Raw genomic sequence first — 24,174 nt, forward strand, 5'->3', positions numbered from 1 at the left:
TAATTAAAAAATAGGACGTGATAATATTTTAACTACTTTATTCAGTGCATTTCCCATAACTTTACGCCACTCACCTTGATTTTGACGGTTCATCTCCACCAGCTTATTCATAATCTCTGGTTTTTGCTTTTCATGCTGGGAACGTAATAAATTTTTTGTCTCCTGCATGGAAATATTTGGATTTGATTCTTCGTTATTTGCTAGCCAATCAAATAACTGTTGACGCTGTAGTGCTGTTAAACTCAAGGTGATTACTTGTGTACAAACACTGGCTTTTTCTAAGGGGAATAATAGTAAATGATAAAAGCCGGTTGTTGCTAGTGCTTGAATAATTTTTTGTCCTTTTGGGTCTTTCAAGTCCAAAAAATAGGATAGCCATCTGGTTAATTCCATATTCATGTCGCAGAGAACGGAACTCCACAGCATGACGGGATAGAGATGTTGTTGGAAGAGGAATTGGGTACAGCTAATATTTTTACTGAGTTGGTGAATTTCTTGTTCTGGTAACATTGCCCAGAGGGTGGGTATGGCTCCTTGTTGGGTTTGGATTAAATGGGGGAAACAAATTAAGGCGACGGGTTTATTTTTGGGCCAGGTTTTTTGAAGACAAATTCGTTCGGATAATGATGTAATTGGAACTAATTGAACTGAATTATCTGTTGTAGATTTGTTTTGTATTGATGATTGAATAGTAGCTACAAATTCGCAATTTATTTGCTTTTGAATTTGTTCTAGTTCGGCTAAAATTATGTTGACGTTTTCTGGTCGATGTTTGACTTCTTTGGCTAAACATTGCATTACCAAGCTTTGCAATTCTTCTGGGATGGTGAGGTGGGGACTGATTTCTTCAAAATTAGGTGGAGCTTGAAATTTATGGGCTTGATACCAGTTGCCAAAGGAATTTGTTTTTAATGCGAAAGGATGTTTTCCCGTCAACATTTCATACATTAATATACCCAAACTGTAAATATCGGAACGTACATCAACTAATTTGCGACCTTCCATATGTTCGGGAGAACAATAGGGTAGGCTACCAATAAATGATTCTGTTAGTGTCATTCCTGCACGTTCTGTGAGAAATTTGGCAATTCCAAAATCAAGAATCTTCACGACTTTTCTATTTTTATTATCTGCTGTAATAAAAATATTTTCTGGTTTAATATCACGATGTAAAACTGGATAAATTTCACCTTTTAGGGTAATTCCTTGGTGGGCTGATTGTAATCCTAAACAAATTTGTGTGGTGATATTGATAAATTCCGAGAGACTTAAAGGATTCTGCTTGATAATTTGCTTCAGATTTGTTCCTTCTAGGTACTCCATCACATAAAAAGGAACCTTCTCTTGAGTGATGCCGTAACTTAAAACACGGGCTATATGTTTATTTTTTCTTCCTAATTGGGCACCAATAAAAATTTCCCTTGCAAATCTTTGAGATATTTGTTGATTTGGTAAATTTAAAGATAACACTTTGAGTGCAACCGTCATTCCGCCACGGGATAAATCCTCAGCGAGATAGACTTTACCCATTCCACCTTGACCAATTATTTCTCGAATTAGATATCGATTATTAATGACTTTCCCGATATGACGATCGATGTTTGAATTTGTCATTGGTAGATTTAAAACAGGGGTTGACACCATAAAATAAATAATTCAATAAAAAATAATTAATATAAAAATCTCAAATCTCGAAAATTAATTTTTAACCAATAAACGATACCTGAGACACGATGTATCGCGTCTCTAAAAACAAATTGGTATTACGTTCAAAAATCCTGAAAATAATTGTGTTTGCTTGACTAAACATGGTTTAGCATATTCGTCAATTCATCTCTATGAGAAATTGTACGGAAAGCTCAAATCCCTTCAAATACATAAATATTTTCCATCCGTGGATGCACTGAGGGGTGAGACCCATCGCCTGATATCCCTGAATTATCAGAAAGAAATTGGTGTTGTGCAGATGTAGAGCAACGCTACGTCCCTACATTGCTGGTTCACTGTATTTAGAAACCAAATTAGCTAACTGTTCTAAATCTAGGGGTTTGGAGATATACTCATCAAAACCTGCATTTAAACATGTGTCGCGATCGCTTTTCATGGCCATGGCTGTTTGAGCGATAATGGGGGTGTAGCGACAGGATTCGCGATCGCGGATTTGTGTGATTAAATCTAAACCGTTACCATCGGGTAAGTAGATATCCATCAAAATCAACTCGGGTGTTTGCTGCTGGAGTGCTTTCCACATCTGAGTAGCATTATTTACCCAAGTAACGTGGTAGCCTAATTTTTCCAAGTAAATTTTGATTAATTGGGCGTTGTTGCTATCATCTTCAACAAGAAGTATATCCCCTTGGTTGGGGGATAATTTGATGTTTGGCGATGGGGTGGTAGGAATGGGTGTAGATTTAGTTTCGGCTTCACTGACGACCGGGATATCCTCATCGGATAGGTGGGGGGGTTGCAAGGGTAAAACAATTGTAAATCTGGAACCTTGTTGAATTTGGGATTCCACCAGAATTGAACCGTGATGCAATTCTACTAGTTTACGGGTTAAAGCCAATCCTAATCCGGTTCCCTCTTCCCGACCAACCACTGGATTTGCTATTTGGGAGTAGGGTTGGAATAGTTCTGTTAGGTTTTGTTGGTGTATACCTGTCCCCGTATCCCAGACGGCAAAATGGATATGATTATCCTGAATAAATACGTCTAGACCAACAGTTCCGGTGGTGGTGAATTTCAGAGCATTAAACAACAAATTCAGTAACATCTGCTTCAGACGTAATGAATCGGCGATCATCGTTGTCACATCGTTGGCGATCGCCAGGGATAATTTTAACCCCTTATTGGCGGCTTTTTCCTTAATGAGAGCAAACACATTCCGACACAATTGGCTTAATTCCACCCGTTCCCATTGCATCTCCATCTGATTAGCTTCAATTTTGGAAAGATCGAGAATATCGTTAATCAAAGCGAGTAAATGTTTGCCACTGGATTCAATTATCTTCAAATATTCCTGATGACGTTCCCGGTCTGGTTCAAACCCTTGAGCAATCATTAATTGGGTAAAACCAATAATTGAACTGAGGGGGGTACGAATTTCATGACTAGTATTGGCTAAAAACTGATTCTTGAGTTTATTTGTGCGCATCAAGTCCTGATTGTACTTTTGTAGCGATCGCATTTTTTGCAACTGAGCGATCGCGACTACACACGCTTCTATTCCCCGTGTTAACAATTGCTCTATTAATGCTAACTTGGCTACTTGCAACCCATCTGCTTCCTGCAAGTTTGAGGGGTTAAAGATCAACAACCAAGTTGAGTTTTCCTGATTACCTACCCGAATCGGTACAACCTGAACTGGTTCACAGGTTGGTAAATCCAGCAAATCCTGAATTTTGATGACTATCTCCGCTTGTAAACACAATTTTGTCCCTGTGGATTTCATTAATAACTTGGGAATCCCACCATCCGAACCAGGGACTTGACAAACCGCTACAATTTGACAAGAATTATTGTCTCCCTCTCCATCAACCCGACTTTCAGCCACTGCAAACCAAGCTGTTGGCAATGCTTGGGATAACTCATCGACTAATATTTGCCAAATATCCCGTTCGCAAGTGCAATCAGATACAGCCGCCATTTCAGCAAATAAACGGGTTTGCAACTGGTTCAAACTGCGTTCCAACCAGCATTGAGCCTGCACTTGCTGATATTGTATCGCCAGCACAGGCTCCCTTTCAAACTGTGGTTTTTTCTCCGGAACGCTCGAAAATTGCTGCATTTTCAACCTGAGAGTCGCATAAATTAAACTCGCAAGAATGTAATCAGGACATCAGCATCTGCAACCCTAAGTATATTAGCAAACAGACCCATCTTCCGTTTATAAACTAAACTAGGGATATTCAGTGTGATTTACCGCACATTTGCAATTGTCTAAAATAACAATCTAAATAATTTAGCAAACAAATCCTAAATATGACAGTGTAATTGGTAAATATCTTTTGTGAACGAGCTAAATGAGAATAGGGAGTACAGACGACCCGTCAGGTCGTCTGTAGAGGAGTAGGGTTAGTAACCTAATCAAAGGGTGCGACGACTCGAAAGCCACAAATCCTTAATCCACCGTCGGATTCGTTCCAACTGCGACTAGCGCTGCGACACAGGACAGGACTAAAGCTCCAGGAACCACCTCGTAAAACCCGACGATTGCGATCGCCGTCCCATTCCCAAACTCGACCGTCGTTGGGCGCTCCGATATAATTATTGTGCCAGGGGTCTGCACACCATTCCCACACTAATCCATGCATGTCATACAATCCAAAGGCGTTGGCTACTTGAAAACTACCGACGGGGGTGGTTTCTTTGCGGCTGCGGGGACGGTTGTCGGCTAGGTATGTTTCGCTACCACCGCAGTTGGCATAATCGGGGGTGAGGGCATCACCAAAGTGGAATGGTGTGGTTGTTCCGGCTCGGCAAGCGTATTCCCATTCGGCTTCGCTGGGGAGACGGTATTCATGACCGGTTTTTTGCCATAGTCGGGCACAAAATTCCTGGGCTTCGTGCCAAGAGACGTTTTCGACGGGACGGTTGGGACCTTTGAATTTGGAGGGATTGGGATTGAGGGATTGGTTGACGGGGGGAAGGGCTGCTACTGCTTTCCACTGGGCTTGTGTCACCGGATATTTACCCATAAAAAAGCTATCAATTGTGACTAAGTGCTGGGGTCGCTCATCGGCATCTCCTTCCGTTTCTGGGGAACCCATGAAAAAACTACCACTGGGGATGAGAACCATTTCTAAAAAGGCACTGTGTCCCAAATCTTCGGTGTAGGATTTTGCTTGACGGCGATCGCGACGAATGGCAAATCCCTGAGCGTCAACGGTGACAACATCAAATTCAAAGGTTTTTAAACCGGGATAGATATGGATTTCTGGGTCGGGGGTAATAATTAGTTCTGGTTCTGGTGGGATTTCTGAGTCGGGGGTGACAACTAGACTAGGTTGGTAAGCTTGTAAATCTCGGAGAATTTCGTCTGCGGATTGATACCGCTCCTTGGCCACATGTTTGAGCATTTTTTCTAGAATCGCTGCAAACTCGGAACTAATGGTGATGGATTTTTCTTGCAGCAAATCACGCCATCTCCATCGCGCATTCATGGCATCATATAGGGGGTCTTGGATATTACCAAAGGCATCGTGGTAGGGTAAACATTGGGTTAATAACCGCGCACAAGTTACCCCCAAGGAGTAGATATCACTAGCATGACAGGCAAAACCAGCCATTTGTTCTGCTGGTGCATAACCGATGGTATAAATTACTGTAGCTTGTCGAGCAATACTAGTTTGGGTAATTTGTTTCGCACCACCAAAATCGATTAAAACGAGTTTGCGATCGCTATGACGACGAATGATGTTTTCCGGTTTAATATCACGGTGGATCACATTGCGGGAATGGATAAAACTGATGGCTGGTAAAATATCTAAGAGGACATCCCGTACCTGTGCTTCACTAAAAATCTGCCTTTGCAGTTCCTCAAATAGGGTCTCACCTTCAATAAATTCCTGGACTAAATATAAACTACCCCCCTGTTCAAAATATGCCAACAAACGGGGTATTTGTAAGTGATTTTCCCCCAGTTCGTACAAGCGAAGGGCTTCTTCTTTAAATAATTGCGCTGCTTTTGTTCGTGCTGCGGTTCCCTGTACCTGGGGTAAAAATTGCTTAATCACACAGGGTGCATCCAGTCGATCCGCGTCTTGCGCTGCATAGGTTCGACTAAAGCCACCTTCACCTAACAATCGTAAAACACGAAAACGAGTGCGCAGCAAATCACCAAAATTGCTTTGCCCGCAGGTTACACAAAATCGATTATCATCGGCATTAAAGGGATTTGAACAGTTGGGATTTTGGCAGATTCGCATAACGAGGTGGATATCGTATCTTGTCCAAACTTAGCCCCAAGAACATAATTTTGGGAATAGATTTGTTTGTAATTAAACTAGGATTTTATATATTGTTGTCGAGGATAGGAAATTATTCAGAAATAATGAAGATTTTTTAGTTTTCTTCACGTTTCTATTCAGCATGATTTCGACTCAATATATTGAATTCTCACTATTTATATTATAGCGATAATCCATCAATCATATTATTTTCTCCATCTTTGTCAACCCATCAATCAAATATCTGGTAGACGACCCGTCGGGTCGTCTCTACGAAATTGTCGGGTTGTTTCTACTCCCTACTTCCTATTTCCCACTCCCCATTCCCTATAATTAAATATATTCACTGATAATATTTTGCACATGATGTACGATTGGATTGTGATTGGGGCTGGAATTGCTGGAGCTACCCTAAGTTATGAATTAATCAAAGCGGGTTTTTCGGTATTATTAATAGATAAAAATAACTACGTAGAACCTGGTACTAGTAGCATTAATCAAATCAATTACACAGCAACCGAGTTAAGTTACGGTGGGTTAGCCTTTTGGGCGGGCACGAATCAAGTAACTAATCAACTTTGTCAAGAAAGTCGCATCTATTACCAAAATATTTCTTCTTTGTTCAAGGAGCAATTTCACTTAGAAATAGAATATCGAGAATTAGATTTACTCCTAACAATTCCCTGCCAAACTAACCCCGAATTAATTGCTAAAAATTACACTCATTTTTTGACCCCACCCCAATTACTAAGTATCCCACAAGCCTGTGAATTAGAACCATTACTGAATCCCCACAGTATATCAGGCGCTCTCACGGTTAAACATGGCCATATCCACCCCCAAAAAACCACTATAGCCTTAATCAAAGCATTTATGCACGCAGGGGGAAAACTACAAACAGACCAAGTTACCAAAATTGCTCCTCACCAAGTCACCACACCCACTCAAAACTACAGTACCACCAATATTGCGATCGCTGCCGGGGGATTTACTAGGTACATATTACAACAATCCCACATACCCCTGAAAATCTACTTTACCCATGCCGAAATCCTGCAAACACCACCAGTTGACATCCAACTCCACACCCTAATTATGCCCGCAAACCTGCAAAGATTTAACCTGGAACGGCAATCAACCCTGATGGATACACCTTGGCTAGAACCTGGAAACGAACCCTTTCCAGCGATTCTCGACCCCGGTGCAGTTCAATTTTGCGATCGCACTATTCGCATAGGTCAAATCAGTCGGACTCTCACCGATGTCAACGCAGATATCAATCTTACTGAGAGTGAACAGCGTCTACGTCAACACATCGGCGAAATTCTCCCTGCATTAGCCAAATTACCCGCAACCTGTCAGCGCTGTCTAGTTGCATTTAGTCGGGATAATCTCCCCGTAGTGGGAAATATCCCTGGTCAAGAGGGAATTTACGTATTTTCCGGTTTTAGTAACCCGCTTGTATATATCCCCCCCCTTGCAGAGAGATTTAGTCACTGGGTTAAAGGGAGTGAAGATGAAATTATCACTCAACTTTTACCGCAAAGACTTGTGCGATCGCAATTTTATCTGTAGACCTGTAGCGACGTTTTCTGCGACAATACCAGCTAGCGTCGCACTGCGTCAACAGCATCCCTTAAACCTTTGACACCTGTGATATTCATGTATTTATAATTAATTGACCCAATTTTCCAATACTAATTCTGGAATTCTTGATAGTTCTCTGAGATTATTTGTCACCAATATTAATCCAAGAGCAATTGCTTGAGATGCTATGAGCATATCCATTGAACCAATTGCTATTCCTTGACGTTCTAATTCTGCTCGAAGTCTTCCATAGGTTTGTGTTGATTGTGTATCAAAAGGTAGGATTTCTAGAGGAATTAAAAATTGAGAAAGTGCTGCACGGTTTTGCTCTTGACGCTGACTTTTATAAACGCCATATTCCAGTTCTGCAACAGTAATTGATGAAATCCCCACATCAGAAATATCAAGGGTTTGAAATTTTGCTAATACTTCAGGGGGCTTATTTTTGATGATGTAGATGCATGTATTAGTATCGAGCAGGAATTGCATTATAATGTTTCTCTTCTGTCTAAATTGGGTTGTTCTCTAGTTGGCATAAAATCATCAGAAAAAAGATTTAAGCTATCAAATAATGTTTGCCAAGGATTATCTTTGGAAATTAGAACAACAGCATTACCGACTTTTTTAATGTAAACTTCAGACCCTTGAAACTGAAATCCTTTAGGTAGAATTACGGTTTGCTTGTCACCGTTTGTGATCAGTTGAGCGGTATTCATCTTTAAACCTCCCGTTTTTTTGGGTATAGTATCTGTATTCTCTATTATCCACTGCACCCAATACTTTGAGGGTGGAAATTTCCACGTCGGTTAAGCCTTTGACACCTGTGATACTCCCCCGGAGTTGTTCGGCGATCGCCGAACGAAGTTTTGAGAAACTCGCCTATTTTGATGGGTGAATGTAATTCCAGTATCCAATAACTTAATTTCACCTTCAAATGAACCAGCAGGGAATGTTGATGATAAATTCAAAATAATTTTCTGCCCAAATTTCATGTTTTTCAAATTTATAACCCAGGGTTTCAAACCAACCCCACATTTGTTGTGCTAATGCGATCGCTCGACATTGGTTTTCTTCTGGGGAGACGCGATATATTCTTGGGGAGACGCGATATATCGCGTCTCTACTATTTCCGTCTGTATTCCTTCTAGGGTTGGTTGTCGTTCGATTTGTTCTTGGATCTGGAGGATAACTTTGCGTAGGGAGTCGATTTGTTGACTCATTAAGGTTTCTTTTGGTTTACGCGATCGCTTGGCGATTTCGGAAAATATAATATAAAATGCAGCGATTTCCCGACGAATATCGATTTTTTAAGGCTTTGATTTCGTCATTAACGACAATTTTCACCACCCACCTACTGATTTGTGGGATACCTCAAACATTAACTTTTCTTGAATCTTGGCAGAAATTCGGTGGAGCATCACATCCGTTCTTGTCGAAATCCATCATATCCACCCGTTGTAAACCAATATTCCCAAGTTCCCCCGGATGCATTTAACCAATTATTCAGGTCGAAGGAACCACTACCCTCCGGTGTACCCGCAATACGGTACACTTTGACCGCTTGACCACGATTATCCCAAATTAATGGCGATCGCGGTTTAATTTGTTCGGGTAGTGCGCCATTTGTTTGCAAAAAATAGGCATCTTGTCCCCGTTCCGAACCATTGCCAAAAACCCGAGCAATACCATTTTCATCAATTGCCACAAAAGCCCCTTCTTCTAAACCGATACCATAAACTGGATGGTTTTCTTCTACTAATATTCGAGCCATCAAACCAAAAATTCTTCCATATCTGGTTTCTGGATGGTTATCGTTCCGTCTATCTAAATGGGTATCAGTGATGACACGTTTTAAAAAGGGGACATTGATAAAATTACTGCGATAAATGTCATGGGTATTTTCATGGAAAGGGTCATCTAAGATTTCGGAACTCAGCAAACCTTGATAAGAAGGAACATAATAATAATCTCCTAAAATTGCCATTCCCGCGCTGGTTCCAGCCACGGGAACTTTTTTATAATTAATTAAATAATTAATTGCATCTTCTGTTGCTGTTCCTTCCCAGTAATATTCATATTTTTTTTGGTCTCCACCAGCCAAATACAAAGCTTCCGCATCTCGAATATACTGAACAACTTTGGGGTTATTTGCGGCTTCTCGACTATCAATAGAAAGTTCCGCCGCCGAACTAATTAAATCACTATAGTTATCTGCAATCCATTCTGCTTGTCTACCAACTCCACCACAGCGTAAAACTAAATAATCACCGTGATTAGCTTTTTTTAAAAACCACTTTGTTGCGGCATCTTCTCCTGTTTTTCCACCTTCTGCACCACCAATTAATAAAATTGCCAGTTGTCGAGCGTGACTGTTGACTTTGCCATACTCCAGAAAATATTCAAATTTATTGCTATCATTATCATCTCGGAAGTCTGCAAATTTTCTGGCCATAAATTCACCAATTTTAAATCTTATTCTCTATCGTACAGTCATCAGAAAACAGGAGTGTCAATGATTTGCTAGTCGATAAATATAGTTGATAATTTTTACACAACTTAGGATAGCTTCACATACGGTTTTGATGTCAGCAGTTAATCTAGGCTACTCCCTGAAAGCTTTAGGAGTTGGAGAGAAATCCGGATATATACAGCAGTCCGAGCGGGATTTGTGAAATCTTACATATAGGGTTGTTAACGGTTGACAGTTGACGGTTAAAAGTCACCAGTCATCAGTCAACAGCACACTATTTTTCACGACTTAAATCCGATTCCTGTAGTATTTCCTAATTACGAATTACAAATTACATAGCTAGCTTCCCGCGTAGCGGGTATTACAAATTACGTACGGGAAGCGTTGCCGCAGGCTATTATGAATTACGAATTAAATAACTACTCATCATCTATCATACTTTGATTAAAGTTATCAGGATACTCTCTTTCTGGTAATAACTTCCATGCTTGTGCATCCGCAGCCCAATTTCGGAAAATTTTCTGTTGAATAAATAAATTAGTAAAGCGCCAATTATAAACCCGTTTCCATGCACGGGGCCATTGTGCTGTTCCATCATCCCGTTGTTGCGCTCGAATTTCTGCTTCCAATGCAGCAGCATGTTTCTGGATGATTAACTCAATATCGCGAAAATGCTCGTCTGGTGAACGCAAGGTGATTTTGTGTGTTTGCTAATATATCAAGTTGATTTTAAATGCGGTTATTGCTGAATTTAGGTATGATTTATAATTATTTACATTTTGTATTAAAACCAAAATCGTTGTAGAGACGTAGCAATACTACGTCTCTACGTAACGTAAAATTTTCAATCTATATTTTTATTCAACAACTAAATGCGGATATTTTGCTTTCTAACCTTGAGTCAGTAGACAGTCTTCTTCTGGAAAGATGTAAATCTATACCGATGGAAAGAGATAATTAATTCGTTAGATAGTGTGATGTAGATAGCAAAAAGACCTAACCTAACTATCAGATTAACTAACTATCAAACCAATTCCAGATAAAAATTGTGATGATAAAATCCCTTATTTCGGATTTTCCACAAGTTTCAAAAACTTGCAGGGAGTTGGAAGTAATGAGTAGTAGGATAATCAACCCGTAACTTAACACTTACCACTTATTTGTGAGAAATCCAGAGAATGGGGATTTTAGATAGTATCCTGATGCTTCTAGTGGTTTGAAGGTAGTTTGACAAAATATTGCTTGTCAATAATTAATTTTTTTGAGGATAATTAAAAGTTATGGCTGAACAAAATCAAAATACTACTTCCCCAGCAGGAATTGATTCCTCAGAACGGGTGGAAAGAGACACCTATGACCGGGGTATAGTTCCCGCAGAAACCGCAGCGCGTCGAGAAAGAGAAGGTGAGGAATTTAAACATCTGCGACGCGAAAAAGTTGCCGATGGGGTGGATGAATTGGCTGAAACTGGTGGTTATACAATAGATAATGAGGGTTTAACTAATGCCTATGCTATTGAACCGGAAATGTACTATGAAACCCCTGGGGATGCGAGGGAAAATATTAGCGCAGATCAAGCACAGCGAAGTCAGGAATTAGCTGAGATTAATCAAGATAATGAAGGCGATTTAACAATGGAATCAGATAATCGCGGTAAAGGTACAGGTGTGATTTAATTCCCATATATCTGTAGAGACGTAGCGGTGCTACGTCTTTACAAATTGTTGTCATGATATTAGGGTGATTCTGTTACTATAAACACCATTTTTTTAACATTTATAATTCTTAGGTTTGAAAGTATCAATTTCCAACTATTTCTCAAGATTTTACCATTATACATCTATTGAAAAGTGCATTCTGATTCTCATTATTTAATAATTGAATGATAGTGGACAAATCAAACCGATGAATATAATTCCTATCAACACTCAAATTGCTAAACCAATTTCCTATTGGATTGACTCTACACCGGATACCTTTTATCCCTCTGTTTCCCATCATGTTTTAGTTGATGTAGCCATAGTCGGTGCTGGAATCGTGGGGGTTACAGCTGCAACTATGTTGAAGAAAGCGGGGAAAACGGTGGCTTTAATTGATGCAAATCAAATTGCTGGGGGAGTTAGCGGTCACACGACTGCAAAAGTAACTTCACTTCATCAATTAATCTATGCAGAACTGATTCAACAATTTGGTGAAGAAAAAGCGCGAATTTATGCAGAATCCAATCAAGCAGCTTTAGAGTACATTGCTCAAACAGTCTCCGCGGAAAATATTGATTGTGATTTTAGCCGTGAGAGTGCATATACCTTTGCAGAAAATGATGAAAATCTGGAATTAATCAAAAAAGAGGTGGAAGCAGCTTTAAAATTAGGCTTACCCGTATCATTTGTCAGAAAAACCTCTCTACCCTTTGTGATCGCAGGTGCAATTAAGTTAGACAACCAAGCTCAATTCCATCCCCGTAAGTATTTGCAGCATTTAGTCAAGAGTATTCCCGGTGAGGGAAGTCACGTATTCGAGCGGACTCGTGTTGTCAATGTGGAAGAGGAAAATCCTTGTCGGGTAATTACGGATAATTTCACCATTCAAGCTCAAAAAGTCCTCATTACTACCAATATCCCGATTTTGGATGCAGGTCTATATTTTGCCAAAACCTATCCGAAGCGCTCCTATATTATTGGTGCAGCTATCAATCCCGAAATCGCTCCCCAGGGTATGTTTATTGGTAGTGGTGAAAAATATTATTCAATTCGGACTACACCCTACTTAAACGGTTTACTGCTACTAATCGGTGGTGGTGGACATAAGGTGGGTACGGTGACGAATACTGAGGAAATCTACCAAGATTTGGAAAATTACGGTCGTTCGCGATTCGGAATCGACTCTTTTGAGTATCGTTGGTCTAGCCAAGATTATGTCTCTTTTGATAAATTACCCTATATCGGTCGATTAACTCCCCTCAGCCAACATGTCTTCGTTGCAACTGGTTTTAGTCTCTGGGGAATGACCAAGGGAACAATGGCTGCAATGCTACTTAAGGACTTGGTATTAGAAATTGATCATCCTTGGTCTCAATTGTACGATGCAACCAGAGCAACACCCTTTATCACTCCAGAAGGACTAAAACAAAATTTAGATGTGGGAACCCATTGGATTGGCGATCGCATTAAAGGTTTTGGTGACTCCCTCAAGGATGTCCCTAATAACCAGGGTCAGGTTGTCCAAGTTGATGGTCAAAAGGTCGCAGCTTATCGGGATGAAAATGGTACTGTTCATGCTGTTTCTGCTATCTGTTCCCATTTAGGTTGTGTTGTTGCATGGAATAATGCCGAAAAAAGCTGGGATTGTCCCTGTCATGGAGCGCGTTTTAATTGCGAGGGTAAAGTCCTACATGGTCCTGCTGTTAATGATTTGGATCAAGTCTCAACCTAGTACTCCATATGCATGAAAATCCCTGAATTATTTACATTTTGCATTGAAACCACAATCGCCGTATAGACGTAGCATCGCTACGTCTCTACACAACGTCAAATTTTCAATTCATATTTGTATTCAGCATCGCCGAAAATTCGTAAACCCAAAATAATTGTAGAGACGCGTTAGTGTTCAACTCCTCTAAAAGAGGCTATATCGCGTCTCTTACTAAAAATTTTTGAATTCGTGTATGTGCAATTGTAAATTAGTGTAAAGTAATAATAAGTTTAGTGTATTTATTTGGCGCACCAATTCCAGTGTGGATGTATTTAGTGGCGAAAAACACAGTAAATACAGACTTTACAGTCACCTTGGTTGCCTTGTAAATATCTAACTGAATTTCTTGTCTAGACACTGATAAAAAATATACATGGCATTTTCCTTATCCCATCAGCCGATTTTGCGTAGTAAGCAGGAATCTCTGGATATTCAAGACTTACAGGGTTCGTGGCGGATTAACTGGCAAATCCAGAATCGGACTATACTTTCCACAATTTATACCCGCGTTGACCAAGTATTTCTGATTTGGGGTGCGATCGCCTGTTTGATGTTTGGGATAGCGCAGTTTTTCCCGGTGAGTTGGACTACTCAAGCCTACATTTGGTCGGGACTGACGTTGATTGGTGCTGGGTGTATGATTTTTCTGACCCACTTTTGGGCACGGGTGGAGCGATTATTATGGTTAGTATACACCTGGGCTGCCCTGATGTTAGTTGGTATATTCCTGACGGATTTGGGAATCTTTGGCTATTGGGGGATTGTGTTGATGAATCTTTGTCCGTTGTGGTTAGGAATTAGCGGGGTTGGATACTTGGTAACTGGACTTGGTATCGAATCGCGAACATTTATTGGTTTGGCTGTGGTTCACTTTTTGGGTATTTTACTAGTTCAGCAGTATCCGAGTTGGCAATTTTTGATGACCGGATTGGTGATTGGTGGTAGTTTACTGCTGCTTGCACAAATTCAGTGGGATATGCGATCGCCGATTGAATATGCGGTTCTTACTGATGAGCAAAAAGCTTTTAACCGTCAGCAACAACAACTGCGTCAACGGAGTGTCTAACACATATAAATTACCGAAAGAATGGGTCTAAAGCCCCGTCCTTCTAGGACGGCTTTTTCTTTATCTTCAGGTTTCTAATGAGTTCTCTAAGCACATCAGTTTTTGTTCTGCCGACAAATAAGCAGTAGTCTTCAAGGATTTGAAGTTCGTATTCTTCTACTCTAAAATCTAATCGTTTCTTCATACTATTGTACACAATAACGCTGTACAATAGTAGCATGAGAACACTACGATTTAAGTTGTACGAACACAAACGCAATAAACACCTCAAGCGAATGATTAACGCTTCTGGGGTGATTTATAACCATTGCATTGCCCTTCATCGTCGATACTACCGGATGTGGGGTAAACACTTGAGTTGTGCGAAACTCCAATCTCATATAGCCAAATTGCGGAAACGTAACTTGTTTTGGCAATCAGTAGGTTCTCAGGCAGTACAAGATATTTGCCAACGCATTGAGAAAGCATACCAATTATTTTTTTAACACAACAAGAAGGGGGTTCGTCCACCAGGATTCAAGAAAGTTAAAAAGTACAAATCATTCACCCTTAAGCAAGCAGGTTATAAGTTTTTAAGTGGCAACAAGGTAAAGATTGGTAATCGAATATATCAATTTTGGAAGTCAAGAGAGATAGAAGGAACAGTCAAAACTTTAACTAGAAAACGCACATCATTAGGTGAGCTGTTTATGGTTATTGTTGTTGATGATGCTAGCAATCCAGACGTTGAAATCAAGACAGGTAAAATCGCTGGTTTCGATTTGGGATTAAAGACATTTCTCACCTGCTCAGACGGCACTAAAATTGAGTCGCCCCAATTCTTCAAACAGTCACTTAATGCTATTAAAAAAGCCAGTAGGCAGCATTCCAAAAAGTTGAAAGGGTCAGCCAATCGAGAACGGGCTAGAAAGAATTTAGTACGCAAGTATGAGGATATTTCTAATGCTAGACGTGATTGGTTTTGGAAATTAGCTCACGACCTAACTAATAGGTTTGATGTGTTGTGTTTTGAAACACTCAACCTCAAAGGAATGCAACGTCTTTGGGGGCGCAAGATATCAGACCTGGCTTTTGGAGAATTTCTACAAATTCTAGAGTGGATTGCCAAAAAGAAAGGCAAACAAATCGTATTTATTGATCAATGGTATCCGTCTAGCAAAACTTGTTCTAATTGTGGACACGTTCTAGAAAAATTAGATTTGTCAGTTAGAAAGTGGCGTTGTCCGTCCTGTCAGTCAGTCAATGGGAGAGACGAAAACGCAGCTAAAAATATTTGTGCAGTTGGGGCATCAACTGTTGGGTTAGACGATTTAAGACGGACTTTGTCCGCAATCGTTGTTTGAGCCTAGAATCTCTGCCTTTGTAGGGCAGGGAGTATGTCAATCTCGATTCCTGTACAGACACGACATGTCGTGTCTTTTTTAAAACATCCTCTTCTGTTTTACCGCAATCAAATTGGCTTAAAGTAACAAAATCCAAATAAATGTAAACAATAATTCCAGAAATTAATAATTATGACTGCTTGATTGTAAAGCTGATTGTATAGTTTTTTTGGTAAATAAAATAGTTATTTATTTATATCCTCACCCTGGATAAGTTTTCAGCCAATTAATTCTCACCATTGAATGATTAATATTTGTGACAATACACAAGATTTTCCAGACTAACTAAAAGTAGTTTATCAGACTTTAGATAGGTAAAAATCCGAAATTACCGCGTTAGATTGGGAAGTAGTCAATTATCAGCACTGGATGAAAGTTACGCCGTTGTGTTTCATTGTTGTATTTCCAAGGAGAGCGATGTCAGGAATGCAAACAGTGCTAATTCAGAATCAAAAATAATTGTAGATAGGTGTGGAGTTTCTATCGCTTCCTCCACTTTACTTTGACCGAGGGAAGGCTAAACCCTTCGTCAGAACGGTCTGAGGTCAGGGACTTCTATGGTTATATTTATGTATGTGAGTAAGTTGGTGTAAATAATTAAACCTCGTCCATCATCAACACTGGAGTGTTCGTCTGCTTGCGTAGCAACCTCAATAATCGCGAATGAAAACTAAGGTTCTCAATTCAGGGACATGGTTTATCACTTGTTTGTGGTTTTGCGATTCTGCAAGCCAAATAAGTTTGATTTTTTTTCACTTACTCACTTATTCATAGTAATTTGATTCATCATGTTTTTTGATCAGGCTGAGTTTTTAATAACTTAAGCCTGATTAATAATGGTTCTTGAATATGTACTTATACTTATCTGTACCATCAGTTCACATGCACTCCGAATCAAAATCAATCCAACAACAACATATTTATCAAGTTATAGAGCAAGCCAAATATGCTTGGATGAATGGGGATGCGGATAAATTTTCGTCCTTATTTTCTGCAGATGGGGAAATGATAGTTCCAGGTAAAAAATGGCAAGGACGAGAAGCAATCCACAAAGCATTTACAGAATTTACTGCTCAAAATTTAGCTGTCACCATAGAAGTACATCGAGTATTCATTCAAGACCATACAGCTGTAGTTGAGTGGACTTGGCAAGAAAGCGATCGCATCACCCAAAATACATCCCTAGCTGAGGATGTCATCGTTATCGACTTTGAAAATCACCTCATCCGACGTTGGCGCGAATATATTGATAATCTTAGCTAAAATCCAAAATCCCTCACTTTTCCAAGCGGACAGCATACCACTGTAAGTATTTCCCTGGTTCTATATCTAACTCACAACTTGTATCAATTAAGTATTTAGCCTGAGCATCTAGGGAATCCAAGCGTCGCAAATCCGGAGCTAGATTCTCCTGGGGTAGGGTTTCCAGTACTTGACGCAACTTCACAAATAATTCTTCCGCAGTCAAAAATTGTTCCGGTTGATTGGTCTCCAGCACAACATAGTTATCCTCTTGAAACATGATTGAATCAGGCATTACTTTCTCATCCTCTTTCTAATGTATATTGATTTACATACATTCCGAGCAATCGTTCCCTTAGACTCATACCATTCCACGAAAATTTTGATCCTCTGATACCATTTTTCCCTTGCTTCCCCAGCTTGCCTAAATCTATCAACTCTAAAGTAAAACAGTATTACTTTGGGGTGACTATTGCTGCTGCTTACCAACAAGAAATTTTTGCTGCAATGAAAATTGGCACAAAGAAATTGGGAAATATAGATTTAGCAGTAGTTTGTTGCTTATGGACTGCTGTCATTAACACCCCCAGTTTTTATTTAAACCATTTTTCCGCATATGCTATTTAACCATGTACTATGCAATCCAGATAACTATCCCATCCACATACCCAATCAACTTCACTTGGACTCATAGGGTGATAATAGGCGATATTTAATTTCCATTTTGAAAATTTTTTCAAACAACTACTCTTGTATAATAAATAACTCATGTCAGGGAATAGGGCTACTACTTTTAAAAATAAACCACCGCTCATCCTTATTGCGGATGACGATACGGTCATCCGAGTCATGCTACGTGATTTCATGGAAAAAGAAGGCTATCGAGTCATTGATGTCAAGGATGGTCAACAATGTCTAGAAGCTTTCCATGAAAATAAACCTGACCTGATTTTACTAGACGCGGTGATGCCAACCCTTGATGGTTTCGCTTGTTGTAAACAATTATTACAGATAGCTCGAAATAATCTGGCTTTGGCTTTAGCTAATTTTGATGACAGTAGCTCCTTTGGGACAACGATTATTTCTAAGTTGTGGGAAAAAACCCCGATTTTGATGATTACTGGACTCGATGACCAGGACTCTGTAGATAAAGCCTTTGAGTCAGGTGCAAGTGATTATGTGACAAAACCTATTAATTGGGCTGTACTTAGACAACGAGTACGACGACTTTTACAACAAGCACAACTATACAAACAACTAGAAGCAGCTAACCAAGCTCTACAACAATTGGCAAATATGGACGGTCTCACAGGAGTAGCTAATCGCCGTCGTTTTGATCAATATATTAGCTCCCAGTGGATGTATTTAGCTCAAGAAAAGGAAATGTCCCAAGGAACCAAACCAACTCACCTCTCCCTGATTCTTTGCGATATTGATTTTTTTAAGCGCTACAACGATAGATACGGTCATCAAGCTGGAGATATGTGTTTACAAAAAGTCGGTTCTGTTCTGGGACGTTCAGCTCAAAAAAATCAAGATTTGGTTGCTCGCTATGGGGGAGAAGAGTTTGCTGTAATTATGCCACTTACAAATGCAGCTGGTGCTGTTCAAGTTGCAGCAACCATGCAAGCTGGTGTCCGTCAATTGGAAATTGAACACCACGAGTCTTCTGTCAGTCAATATGTCACCCTTAGCCTTGGTGTGGCCACCACAATTCCTAGTTTTAATTCTTCGATCGAAGATTTAATCAGAACAGCAGATCAAGCTCTATACCAAGCTAAGGAAGAAGGACGAAATCGAATTATTCTCAAACAAATGCCATAAAATACCCCACTGCACAAGTAGGGACGGGAAATTTGACATGATATTTAAAACGCACCAAGCACAAAACCTGGTGCGGAAAGCTTTTGTCACGGTTGGGAGTCTTTATAAAGTGTGTGACTCCTTTGAAAGGGCTATTTATCTTCAGAACCTTTATATAAGCTGGTTCCGCTTTATCTAAGTTCAGTCTCTCAGAAAAAATCTCTTTTCTCATTTTTCTAATATTTTTTTATCTTTCCTCTCTTTTTGTATCTCTATATTGATTAATGTAAACATTTATAATGTAGGTTCACACGGATATCCTTCTCACAAATCCCTAGAACTTAAAGGGAGTAGGGAGTAGTGAGTGGGAAAAAATCACTTTCATCTGCTGTCAGCTTTACCAAAAAATAATGGTTTTAGGGCACAATCAGCTAAACTATAAATGATACGTTGTCGAGGCATCTCTGGGACTACGACCATTAGATTAGGTAATGCAAGACGGGTGTGAGCGCGATCGCGAATATGGAAGGCTATCGTCGATTTTCTCGTTTCCACAGAAAAATCATTAAGGCGACGACGGCAATTTGAACACCTAAGTTTGTCATCGCATTCTCGACGTCTCGTCCAGCTAGAATTTGCATGAAAAAAATGAACCCACCGATTAATCCTGATGCGGCAAACCCGATATAGAGAAATTGCCGTAATCCCTTGTATGGTGCTGCTGCTTCTGCTTTTAAACGGGCATAAACTTCCGGCTTTATTTGTTTTCCAGAGGTATTTTGGGGATTTGGCTGTACCATATCTATTGTATAGATGCTATAATGTTATCTCGTTTATGCCGGTGTGGCTCAGTGGTAGAGCACTCGATTCGTAATCGAGCGGTCGCGGGTTCAAATCCCGCCATCGGCTTTCAATGGACTTTCTTGCAATGCAAGGGTTTACTGCATTGAAACCCATCAAAAATAAACCTTTTCGCTCAATATTCGCTCAATTCCAAAAATAGCACGGGTATATTGAGCAGGTAAATCAGTACACTTGTACAAACAAAATACGCGATCGCATTATCAAGACATTCTACAAAGAATCTTCAGAATACACTTGGCATTTATTACTAGCGTGCTGTTTTTATTATTCAAATTACTAAGTATGCTTATAGTGCATGCAAAACACTTTTGTTTATTAATGGTTAGCAATTTTTAAATAAACATGCTGATAATCATGATACTTTGCGTAAGTATCTATTTGTATTTTTACTTAAGCACTTAAACATCTGACTTTTTAAACGTTTAAACATTCAAAAATTTAAATATTTACGTATTCAGGTGAATATGCTATATTGACATGGCATGGCGTATTAATGGTTACTCATGATTATTACTGTTGCTGCCTCTAAAGGAGGGGTAGGAAAATCAACAACGGCATTACATTTGGCAAATTATTTGCAAACAAAAGCGGATACTTTGTTGATTGATGGGGATGTAAATCGCTGTGTATTGGAGTGGGGAAAACGTGGTAGCTTACCCTTCAAAGTTGCGGATGAAGTTGAGGGTGTGGAGTTAGCAAAAATCTATGAACATATTGTGATTGATACACCTACCCATCCCGATGAAAATGATTTAAAGGTAATGGTGCGAGGGTGTGATTTATTGGTGATACCAATGACACCGGATGCGATGGCGATCGCGGCTACATTTAATTTTATTAATGTCTTGAATAAATTTCGATTTAAAGTTAATTACCGAATTTTGTTAACAATGATTCCACCGCGTCCAAATCGGGTGGGTGACGATGCAAGAAAAACACTTTTAAGTGCTGGTTTGCCAGTTTTTAAAACGGGAATTAGGCGGCTTTCTGTATTTCAAAATGCCGCATTAGCTGGGGTTCCGGTGAATATGTTGAAGGAGAGTTATGCGCAAATCGCGTGGCGTTGTTATGTGGAATTAGGGAAGGAAATACTTCAATGAGTGAGAAGAATCAAACAAGTAGATTTAATGATTTAATTACTGCGGCTCGTAGTCGTAAGCTGCGTGATGAATTACTGGAAAGTCCTGAACAAAATACTTCTAAAACTAAAAGTACAGACCCCAATTATATACGGACTACGATTTATTTACCGAAATCTTTACACCGTCAATTTAAAGTTACCGCAGCCTTGGAAGAACGACAGATGAGTGATATTGTGACGGAACTCATTGAAGCATGGTTAAAAACACGAAATCAAAGGGGTGAGTGATTATTGGATAAACTGAGGAGACTGGATTTTTTACTATAAACTGTTACATATTGAAGTTGTATATTCATTGCTGTTGATGGATGACAGTTAACTGTTAACCATCAACCGCAGATCAATTAATTATGTGATTTATGTGAGTTTTACTTAATTTACTTAAGTAGTCATCATGAACTGCGTACACCAGGATGTATGAAAGTGATTTTCCCCCACTCCCTAACTCACTACTCTCGACTCACTTTCAAGTCAGGTCGGTACAATTAAACATAAAACCACAATGTAACCAATCATTCGGCGTAGAGACGACCCGACGGGTCATCTCTACCCCCGTACAGACGCGATATATCGCGTCTCTCCCCCTGATCTGAAAGACAATTTTCACCACATACCCACTTCAAAAGATAACTTCTTCTCCTTTTTCGGTGAAACGTACATCTTTGATATTCCATTGGGAGTTTGCGGTTAGGGTTCTACGCAAACTACCAAATAGGGCGTTATTTTCACAACTTGATAGGGACGCAATCTGTCGTTGTGATTCCGGTGGTATGCGTAAATCTATAGTCGCAACTCCATTGCTGATGCTGACACGATATCCCGCAATTCTAAAATCACCAGTTTCAGTTTTGGCAATTACCTTACCGACTGCATCCTGAACAGGTTCTTTTGCTGAAACTGTTACTTCTTCGGGGACAAAATCTTGACATTCATTGTCAATGGTATAAATTACAGCTTTAACTGTTTTTTTCTCCCCCTGAGAATCGTCTGTAGGGGGGGTTGGTTCGGTTGTGGGTGTGTTAGGGGTTGGAGTGGGGGAAGGGGGTGCTGTAGGCGATTCTGGGGGTGTTTGGGTGGGTATGGGAGTGGTTGGTGGGGTAGGAGTATTACAAGCGCTTAAACCGGCGATCGCGATCGCTACAGTTGTAGTTAACAGGTATCTATATTTGATTTCCATGATTTTAATTGATATTTAATTGGTATTATGTACTAAATACGAATGTTGAGGTTCGTGGACAAATAGGTTTACCCGATATAATCTTAGATGTTGTTTTCCTCGAAATCTGTTTAACCAATATCATCTGGGTAATTAATTAATAAGTATTGCAGTTATCATGTCTAATTTATTGACGAATAACTATAATCCCCGTCATGCAGAGTATGAGGGTGTTTCTATTGATAGGTGGGATGCTTCTCAATGGAAAAAATGGAAAGTAGATGCTCCTAAGTCGGATGTGAAAGCGGGTATTGAACGGGAATATTTACGAATTAAATATGCAGTGCAAACTGCAAATTCAGGATTAAGTTTAGAACGGGTCAAGATTAAGTTAAAATTTACTAGTTACAAGTCGATTGGATTACAGGGAACGTTCCCCTGTAAACCGGGTGATGGGGAGAATAATGGGTGTAGAAATAAGCAGTACACAATTTCTCTGGGTTTTACTGCGAATGATGTGGGGGTAAAAGCTGCTGTTGCAAAAGCGCGGGAGTTGGATTTGTTATTGGTGACGAAGCAGTTTGTTTGGACTCCGGAGTTATTGGGAAGGGAAGGAGAAAAAGTTGCAAGTACTGGAAGTATTAAAACGATAAAAAGCAAATCAATTGGGGAACTAATTCAAGATTACGAACAGGAGTTTTGGAAAACCCATGAGAAGAATCGTCAAGGAATGCGTACTTGGGAAAGTCATTATCTACGTCATTTAAAAAAACTTCCCGCAGATTTACCTTTAACTAACCAAGCGTTAGAATCTGCTTTACTTTCTACCCGTCCTAATTCATCTGCTCGCTTTTTTTTAATTTGGCAATTAAGAAAGTTTTGTGATTTTTGTCAATTTGATGCGCAACGTTTAATTGATTCCTACGCAACTTCAAAACCAAATCCCAGTTTACGTCAAATTCCCGATGATGCGGAAATTGTCGCTGGTTTTGAAAAAATGGGTACTCCCCTATCCCCCTACACCAGTAAGGATAATATTACCTTCCCTGACCAATGGCAATGGGCTTATGGTATGCTTGCTACCTACGGATTACGTCCCCACGAGTTATTTGCAATTGATTTACCAGCTTTTATTGACCCTAATAACACCCTACACCTAGTCACCTTGAAACCGGAGTTAACGGGGGGGACAAAAACTGGGGAACGTAGTTGTGGTATCCCTCCTTTGTATCCTGATTGGGTGGATTTGTTTGATTTAATGAATGTGAAATTACCTGCTTCCGGGGGAACTTTAAATAATCGTACCGCAAAGCTGCATATCCGTTTCCGCAACCTGAATTTGGGTTTTCGTCCCTATGACCTGCGTCATGCTTATGCAATTCGTGGACATCGACTACGAATACCGATTAAAACTATGGCTGATTATATGGGTCATACGGTTAATGAACATACCAGAACCTATCAACGGTGGATGAGTGCAGATACGAATTTGGAAATTTACAAAGAAGTGGTGATTCAGAAGCAGGGGACAACGAAGGAAGCGCTACGGGAACGAATTCGGGAATTGGAAGCACAGATTTTGGCTTTGAAGGCTGAGAATTCGAGTTTACGGGGTTTGTTGGGTAAGTATGCACCGGATAGTTTGAATGCAGATGTTTGAATGTTTGGATGTTTTTTTTAATTCTGGAGACTATGTAAGTAACCCCAACCCCTCTCCGTAGCAAGTTCCCGTAGGGTAATCGGAGAGGGGTAGAAAAATCTTTAGTTTTAACCAAAAAAATCAATGTTTACAAAGCCTCCCTCCAAAAGGGGGAGAGAATTGGAAAGAGGTTATTTGAATCCGTCGATCTCGCTCTGTTTTATCTGGAAACGGGTGATGATTATCCACAGACTAATACGTACATTCGTACTTTAGATTATTTGCGATCGCTGCTGGTGGAGTATTTAGTTAGTTTTTTAGGATGAGAATTTGGGTTTCTGTGATGACTTTGGGTGCTTTTGAGTATTTGGTTAGAAACCTGACTTCTGGAGACCTCATCGTTTA

General features: G+C 39.8%; 21 protein-coding genes, 1 tRNA gene and 1 pseudogene. 11 read left to right on the forward strand and 12 right to left on the reverse strand.

The features are described from left to right. Window positions 1-3: 3 nt before the first annotated feature. The 3 genes from CDC37_RS22845 to CDC37_RS22855 form a co-directional block, all read right to left on the reverse strand. Window positions 4-1,614, reverse strand: a complete 1,611-nt coding sequence (locus CDC37_RS22845) for a serine/threonine protein kinase (protein ID WP_096626564.1) — start codon at window positions 1,612-1,614, stop codon at window positions 4-6. Window positions 1,615-1,987: 373 nt separating this feature from the next. After that, window positions 1,988-3,787: a hybrid histidine kinase/response regulator HrmK gene (gene hrmK / locus CDC37_RS22850; RefSeq protein WP_096625428.1), complete on the reverse strand. Its 1,800-nt coding sequence runs from the start codon at window positions 3,785-3,787 to the stop codon at window positions 1,988-1,990. A 295-nt stretch (window positions 3,788-4,082) separates the two neighbouring features. Continuing rightward, window positions 4,083-5,927 (reverse strand): bifunctional serine/threonine-protein kinase/formylglycine-generating enzyme family protein, encoded by a 1,845-nt coding sequence (locus tag CDC37_RS22855; protein ID WP_096625430.1) that lies wholly within the window; start codon window positions 5,925-5,927, stop codon window positions 4,083-4,085. Between the two features lie 384 nt (window positions 5,928-6,311). Between CDC37_RS22855 and CDC37_RS22860 the strand changes: the two genes are divergently transcribed. Further along, window positions 6,312-7,523, forward strand: coding sequence for an NAD(P)/FAD-dependent oxidoreductase (locus tag CDC37_RS22860; RefSeq protein WP_096625432.1), 1,212 nt, complete (start codon window positions 6,312-6,314; stop codon window positions 7,521-7,523). A 99-nt stretch (window positions 7,524-7,622) separates the two neighbouring features. On the opposite strand, the gene vapC is transcribed toward CDC37_RS22860, so the two are convergent. The 6 genes from vapC to CDC37_RS22880 form a co-directional block, all read right to left on the reverse strand. After that, window positions 7,623-8,024 (reverse strand): type II toxin-antitoxin system tRNA(fMet)-specific endonuclease VapC, encoded by a 402-nt coding sequence (gene vapC, locus CDC37_RS22865; protein ID WP_096625434.1) that lies wholly within the window; start codon window positions 8,022-8,024, stop codon window positions 7,623-7,625. Then, entirely contained in the window at window positions 8,024-8,251 is a 228-nt protein-coding gene (locus CDC37_RS22870; RefSeq protein WP_096626566.1) for an antitoxin, read from the reverse strand. Before CDC37_RS22870 ends, vapC begins: the two co-directional genes overlap by 1 nt. Window positions 8,252-8,465: 214 nt before the next feature. Further along, window positions 8,466-8,570: a hypothetical protein gene (locus CDC37_RS25875; RefSeq protein WP_442861054.1), complete on the reverse strand. Its 105-nt coding sequence runs from the start codon at window positions 8,568-8,570 to the stop codon at window positions 8,466-8,468. Window positions 8,571-8,578: 8 nt separating this feature from the next. Further along, a complete protein-coding gene (locus tag CDC37_RS24610; RefSeq protein ID WP_157780825.1) occupies window positions 8,579-8,755 on the reverse strand; it encodes a hypothetical protein in 177 nt (58 codons plus the stop codon). A 197-nt stretch (window positions 8,756-8,952) separates the two neighbouring features. Beyond that, the gene (locus CDC37_RS22875; protein ID WP_096625436.1) at window positions 8,953-9,987 is read right to left on the reverse strand and encodes a cyanophycinase; all 1,035 of its coding nucleotides are present in this window, start codon (window positions 9,985-9,987) and stop codon (window positions 8,953-8,955) included. 437 nt (window positions 9,988-10,424) lie between these two features. Then, a complete protein-coding gene (locus CDC37_RS22880) occupies window positions 10,425-10,697 on the reverse strand; it encodes a hypothetical protein (RefSeq protein ID WP_096625438.1) in 273 nt (90 codons plus the stop codon). Between the two features lie 588 nt (window positions 10,698-11,285). Here CDC37_RS22880 and CDC37_RS22885 point away from each other — a divergent pair. From CDC37_RS22885 to CDC37_RS22910, 5 genes and pseudogenes are all read left to right on the forward strand, one after another. Further along, complete coding sequence (locus CDC37_RS22885) at window positions 11,286-11,681, forward strand: hypothetical protein (RefSeq protein WP_096625440.1); 396 nt, start codon at window positions 11,286-11,288, stop codon at window positions 11,679-11,681. Between the two features lie 229 nt (window positions 11,682-11,910). Further along, entirely contained in the window at window positions 11,911-13,437 is a 1,527-nt protein-coding gene (locus tag CDC37_RS22890; protein ID WP_096626568.1) for an FAD-dependent oxidoreductase, read from the forward strand. A gap of 412 nt (window positions 13,438-13,849) precedes the next feature. Next, complete coding sequence (locus CDC37_RS22895) at window positions 13,850-14,542, forward strand: hypothetical protein (protein ID WP_096625442.1); 693 nt, start codon at window positions 13,850-13,852, stop codon at window positions 14,540-14,542. Between the two features lie 218 nt (window positions 14,543-14,760). Next, window positions 14,761-15,885, forward strand: a pseudogene (locus tag CDC37_RS22905) (RNA-guided endonuclease InsQ/TnpB family protein). Between the two features lie 888 nt (window positions 15,886-16,773). Further along, entirely contained in the window at window positions 16,774-17,187 is a 414-nt protein-coding gene (locus tag CDC37_RS22910; protein WP_096625444.1) for a nuclear transport factor 2 family protein, read from the forward strand. 13 nt (window positions 17,188-17,200) lie between these two features. Here CDC37_RS22910 and CDC37_RS22915 read toward each other — a convergent pair whose 3' ends face one another. Next, complete coding sequence (locus tag CDC37_RS22915; RefSeq protein WP_096625446.1) at window positions 17,201-17,461, reverse strand: chlororespiratory reduction protein 7; 261 nt, start codon at window positions 17,459-17,461, stop codon at window positions 17,201-17,203. A 473-nt stretch (window positions 17,462-17,934) separates the two neighbouring features. On the opposite strand from CDC37_RS22915, the gene CDC37_RS22920 reads away from it, so the two are divergent. After that, on the forward strand, window positions 17,935-18,990 hold the full coding sequence (locus CDC37_RS22920) for a response regulator (protein WP_096625448.1): 1,056 nt from the start codon (window positions 17,935-17,937) through the stop codon (window positions 18,988-18,990). A 509-nt stretch (window positions 18,991-19,499) separates the two neighbouring features. Here the strand turns inward: CDC37_RS22920 and CDC37_RS22930 are convergent. Then, window positions 19,500-19,769 carry a DUF3493 domain-containing protein gene (locus tag CDC37_RS22930; protein WP_096625452.1) on the reverse strand — a complete coding sequence of 90 codons (270 nt, stop codon included), beginning with the start codon at window positions 19,767-19,769 and terminating at the stop codon, window positions 19,500-19,502. Between the two features lie 37 nt (window positions 19,770-19,806). On the opposite strand from CDC37_RS22930, the gene CDC37_RS22935 reads away from it, so the two are divergent. From CDC37_RS22935 to CDC37_RS22945, 3 genes are all read left to right on the forward strand, one after another. After that, window positions 19,807-19,878 (forward strand) — tRNA-Thr (locus CDC37_RS22935). Window positions 19,879-20,336: 458 nt separating this feature from the next. Next, the gene (locus CDC37_RS22940) at window positions 20,337-20,933 is read left to right on the forward strand and encodes a ParA family protein (protein ID WP_096625454.1); all 597 of its coding nucleotides are present in this window, start codon (window positions 20,337-20,339) and stop codon (window positions 20,931-20,933) included. After that, window positions 20,930-21,202: a CopG family transcriptional regulator gene (locus tag CDC37_RS22945; protein ID WP_096625456.1), complete on the forward strand. Its 273-nt coding sequence runs from the start codon at window positions 20,930-20,932 to the stop codon at window positions 21,200-21,202. Before CDC37_RS22940 ends, CDC37_RS22945 begins: the two co-directional genes overlap by 4 nt. Window positions 21,203-21,593: 391 nt before the next feature. Here the strand turns inward: CDC37_RS22945 and CDC37_RS22950 are convergent, their stop codons facing one another. Continuing rightward, entirely contained in the window at window positions 21,594-22,151 is a 558-nt protein-coding gene (locus tag CDC37_RS22950; protein WP_096625458.1) for a sporulation/spore germination protein, read from the reverse strand. 157 nt (window positions 22,152-22,308) lie between these two features. Between CDC37_RS22950 and CDC37_RS22955 the strand changes: the two genes are divergently transcribed. Next, the gene (locus CDC37_RS22955) at window positions 22,309-23,790 is read left to right on the forward strand and encodes an integrase (RefSeq protein ID WP_096625460.1); all 1,482 of its coding nucleotides are present in this window, start codon (window positions 22,309-22,311) and stop codon (window positions 23,788-23,790) included. Window positions 23,791-24,174 lie beyond the last annotated feature (384 nt).

It is taken from the genome of Calothrix sp. NIES-3974 (genome assembly GCF_002368395.1).
Classification (GTDB): Bacteria; Cyanobacteriota; Cyanobacteriia; order Cyanobacteriales; family Nostocaceae; genus NIES-3974.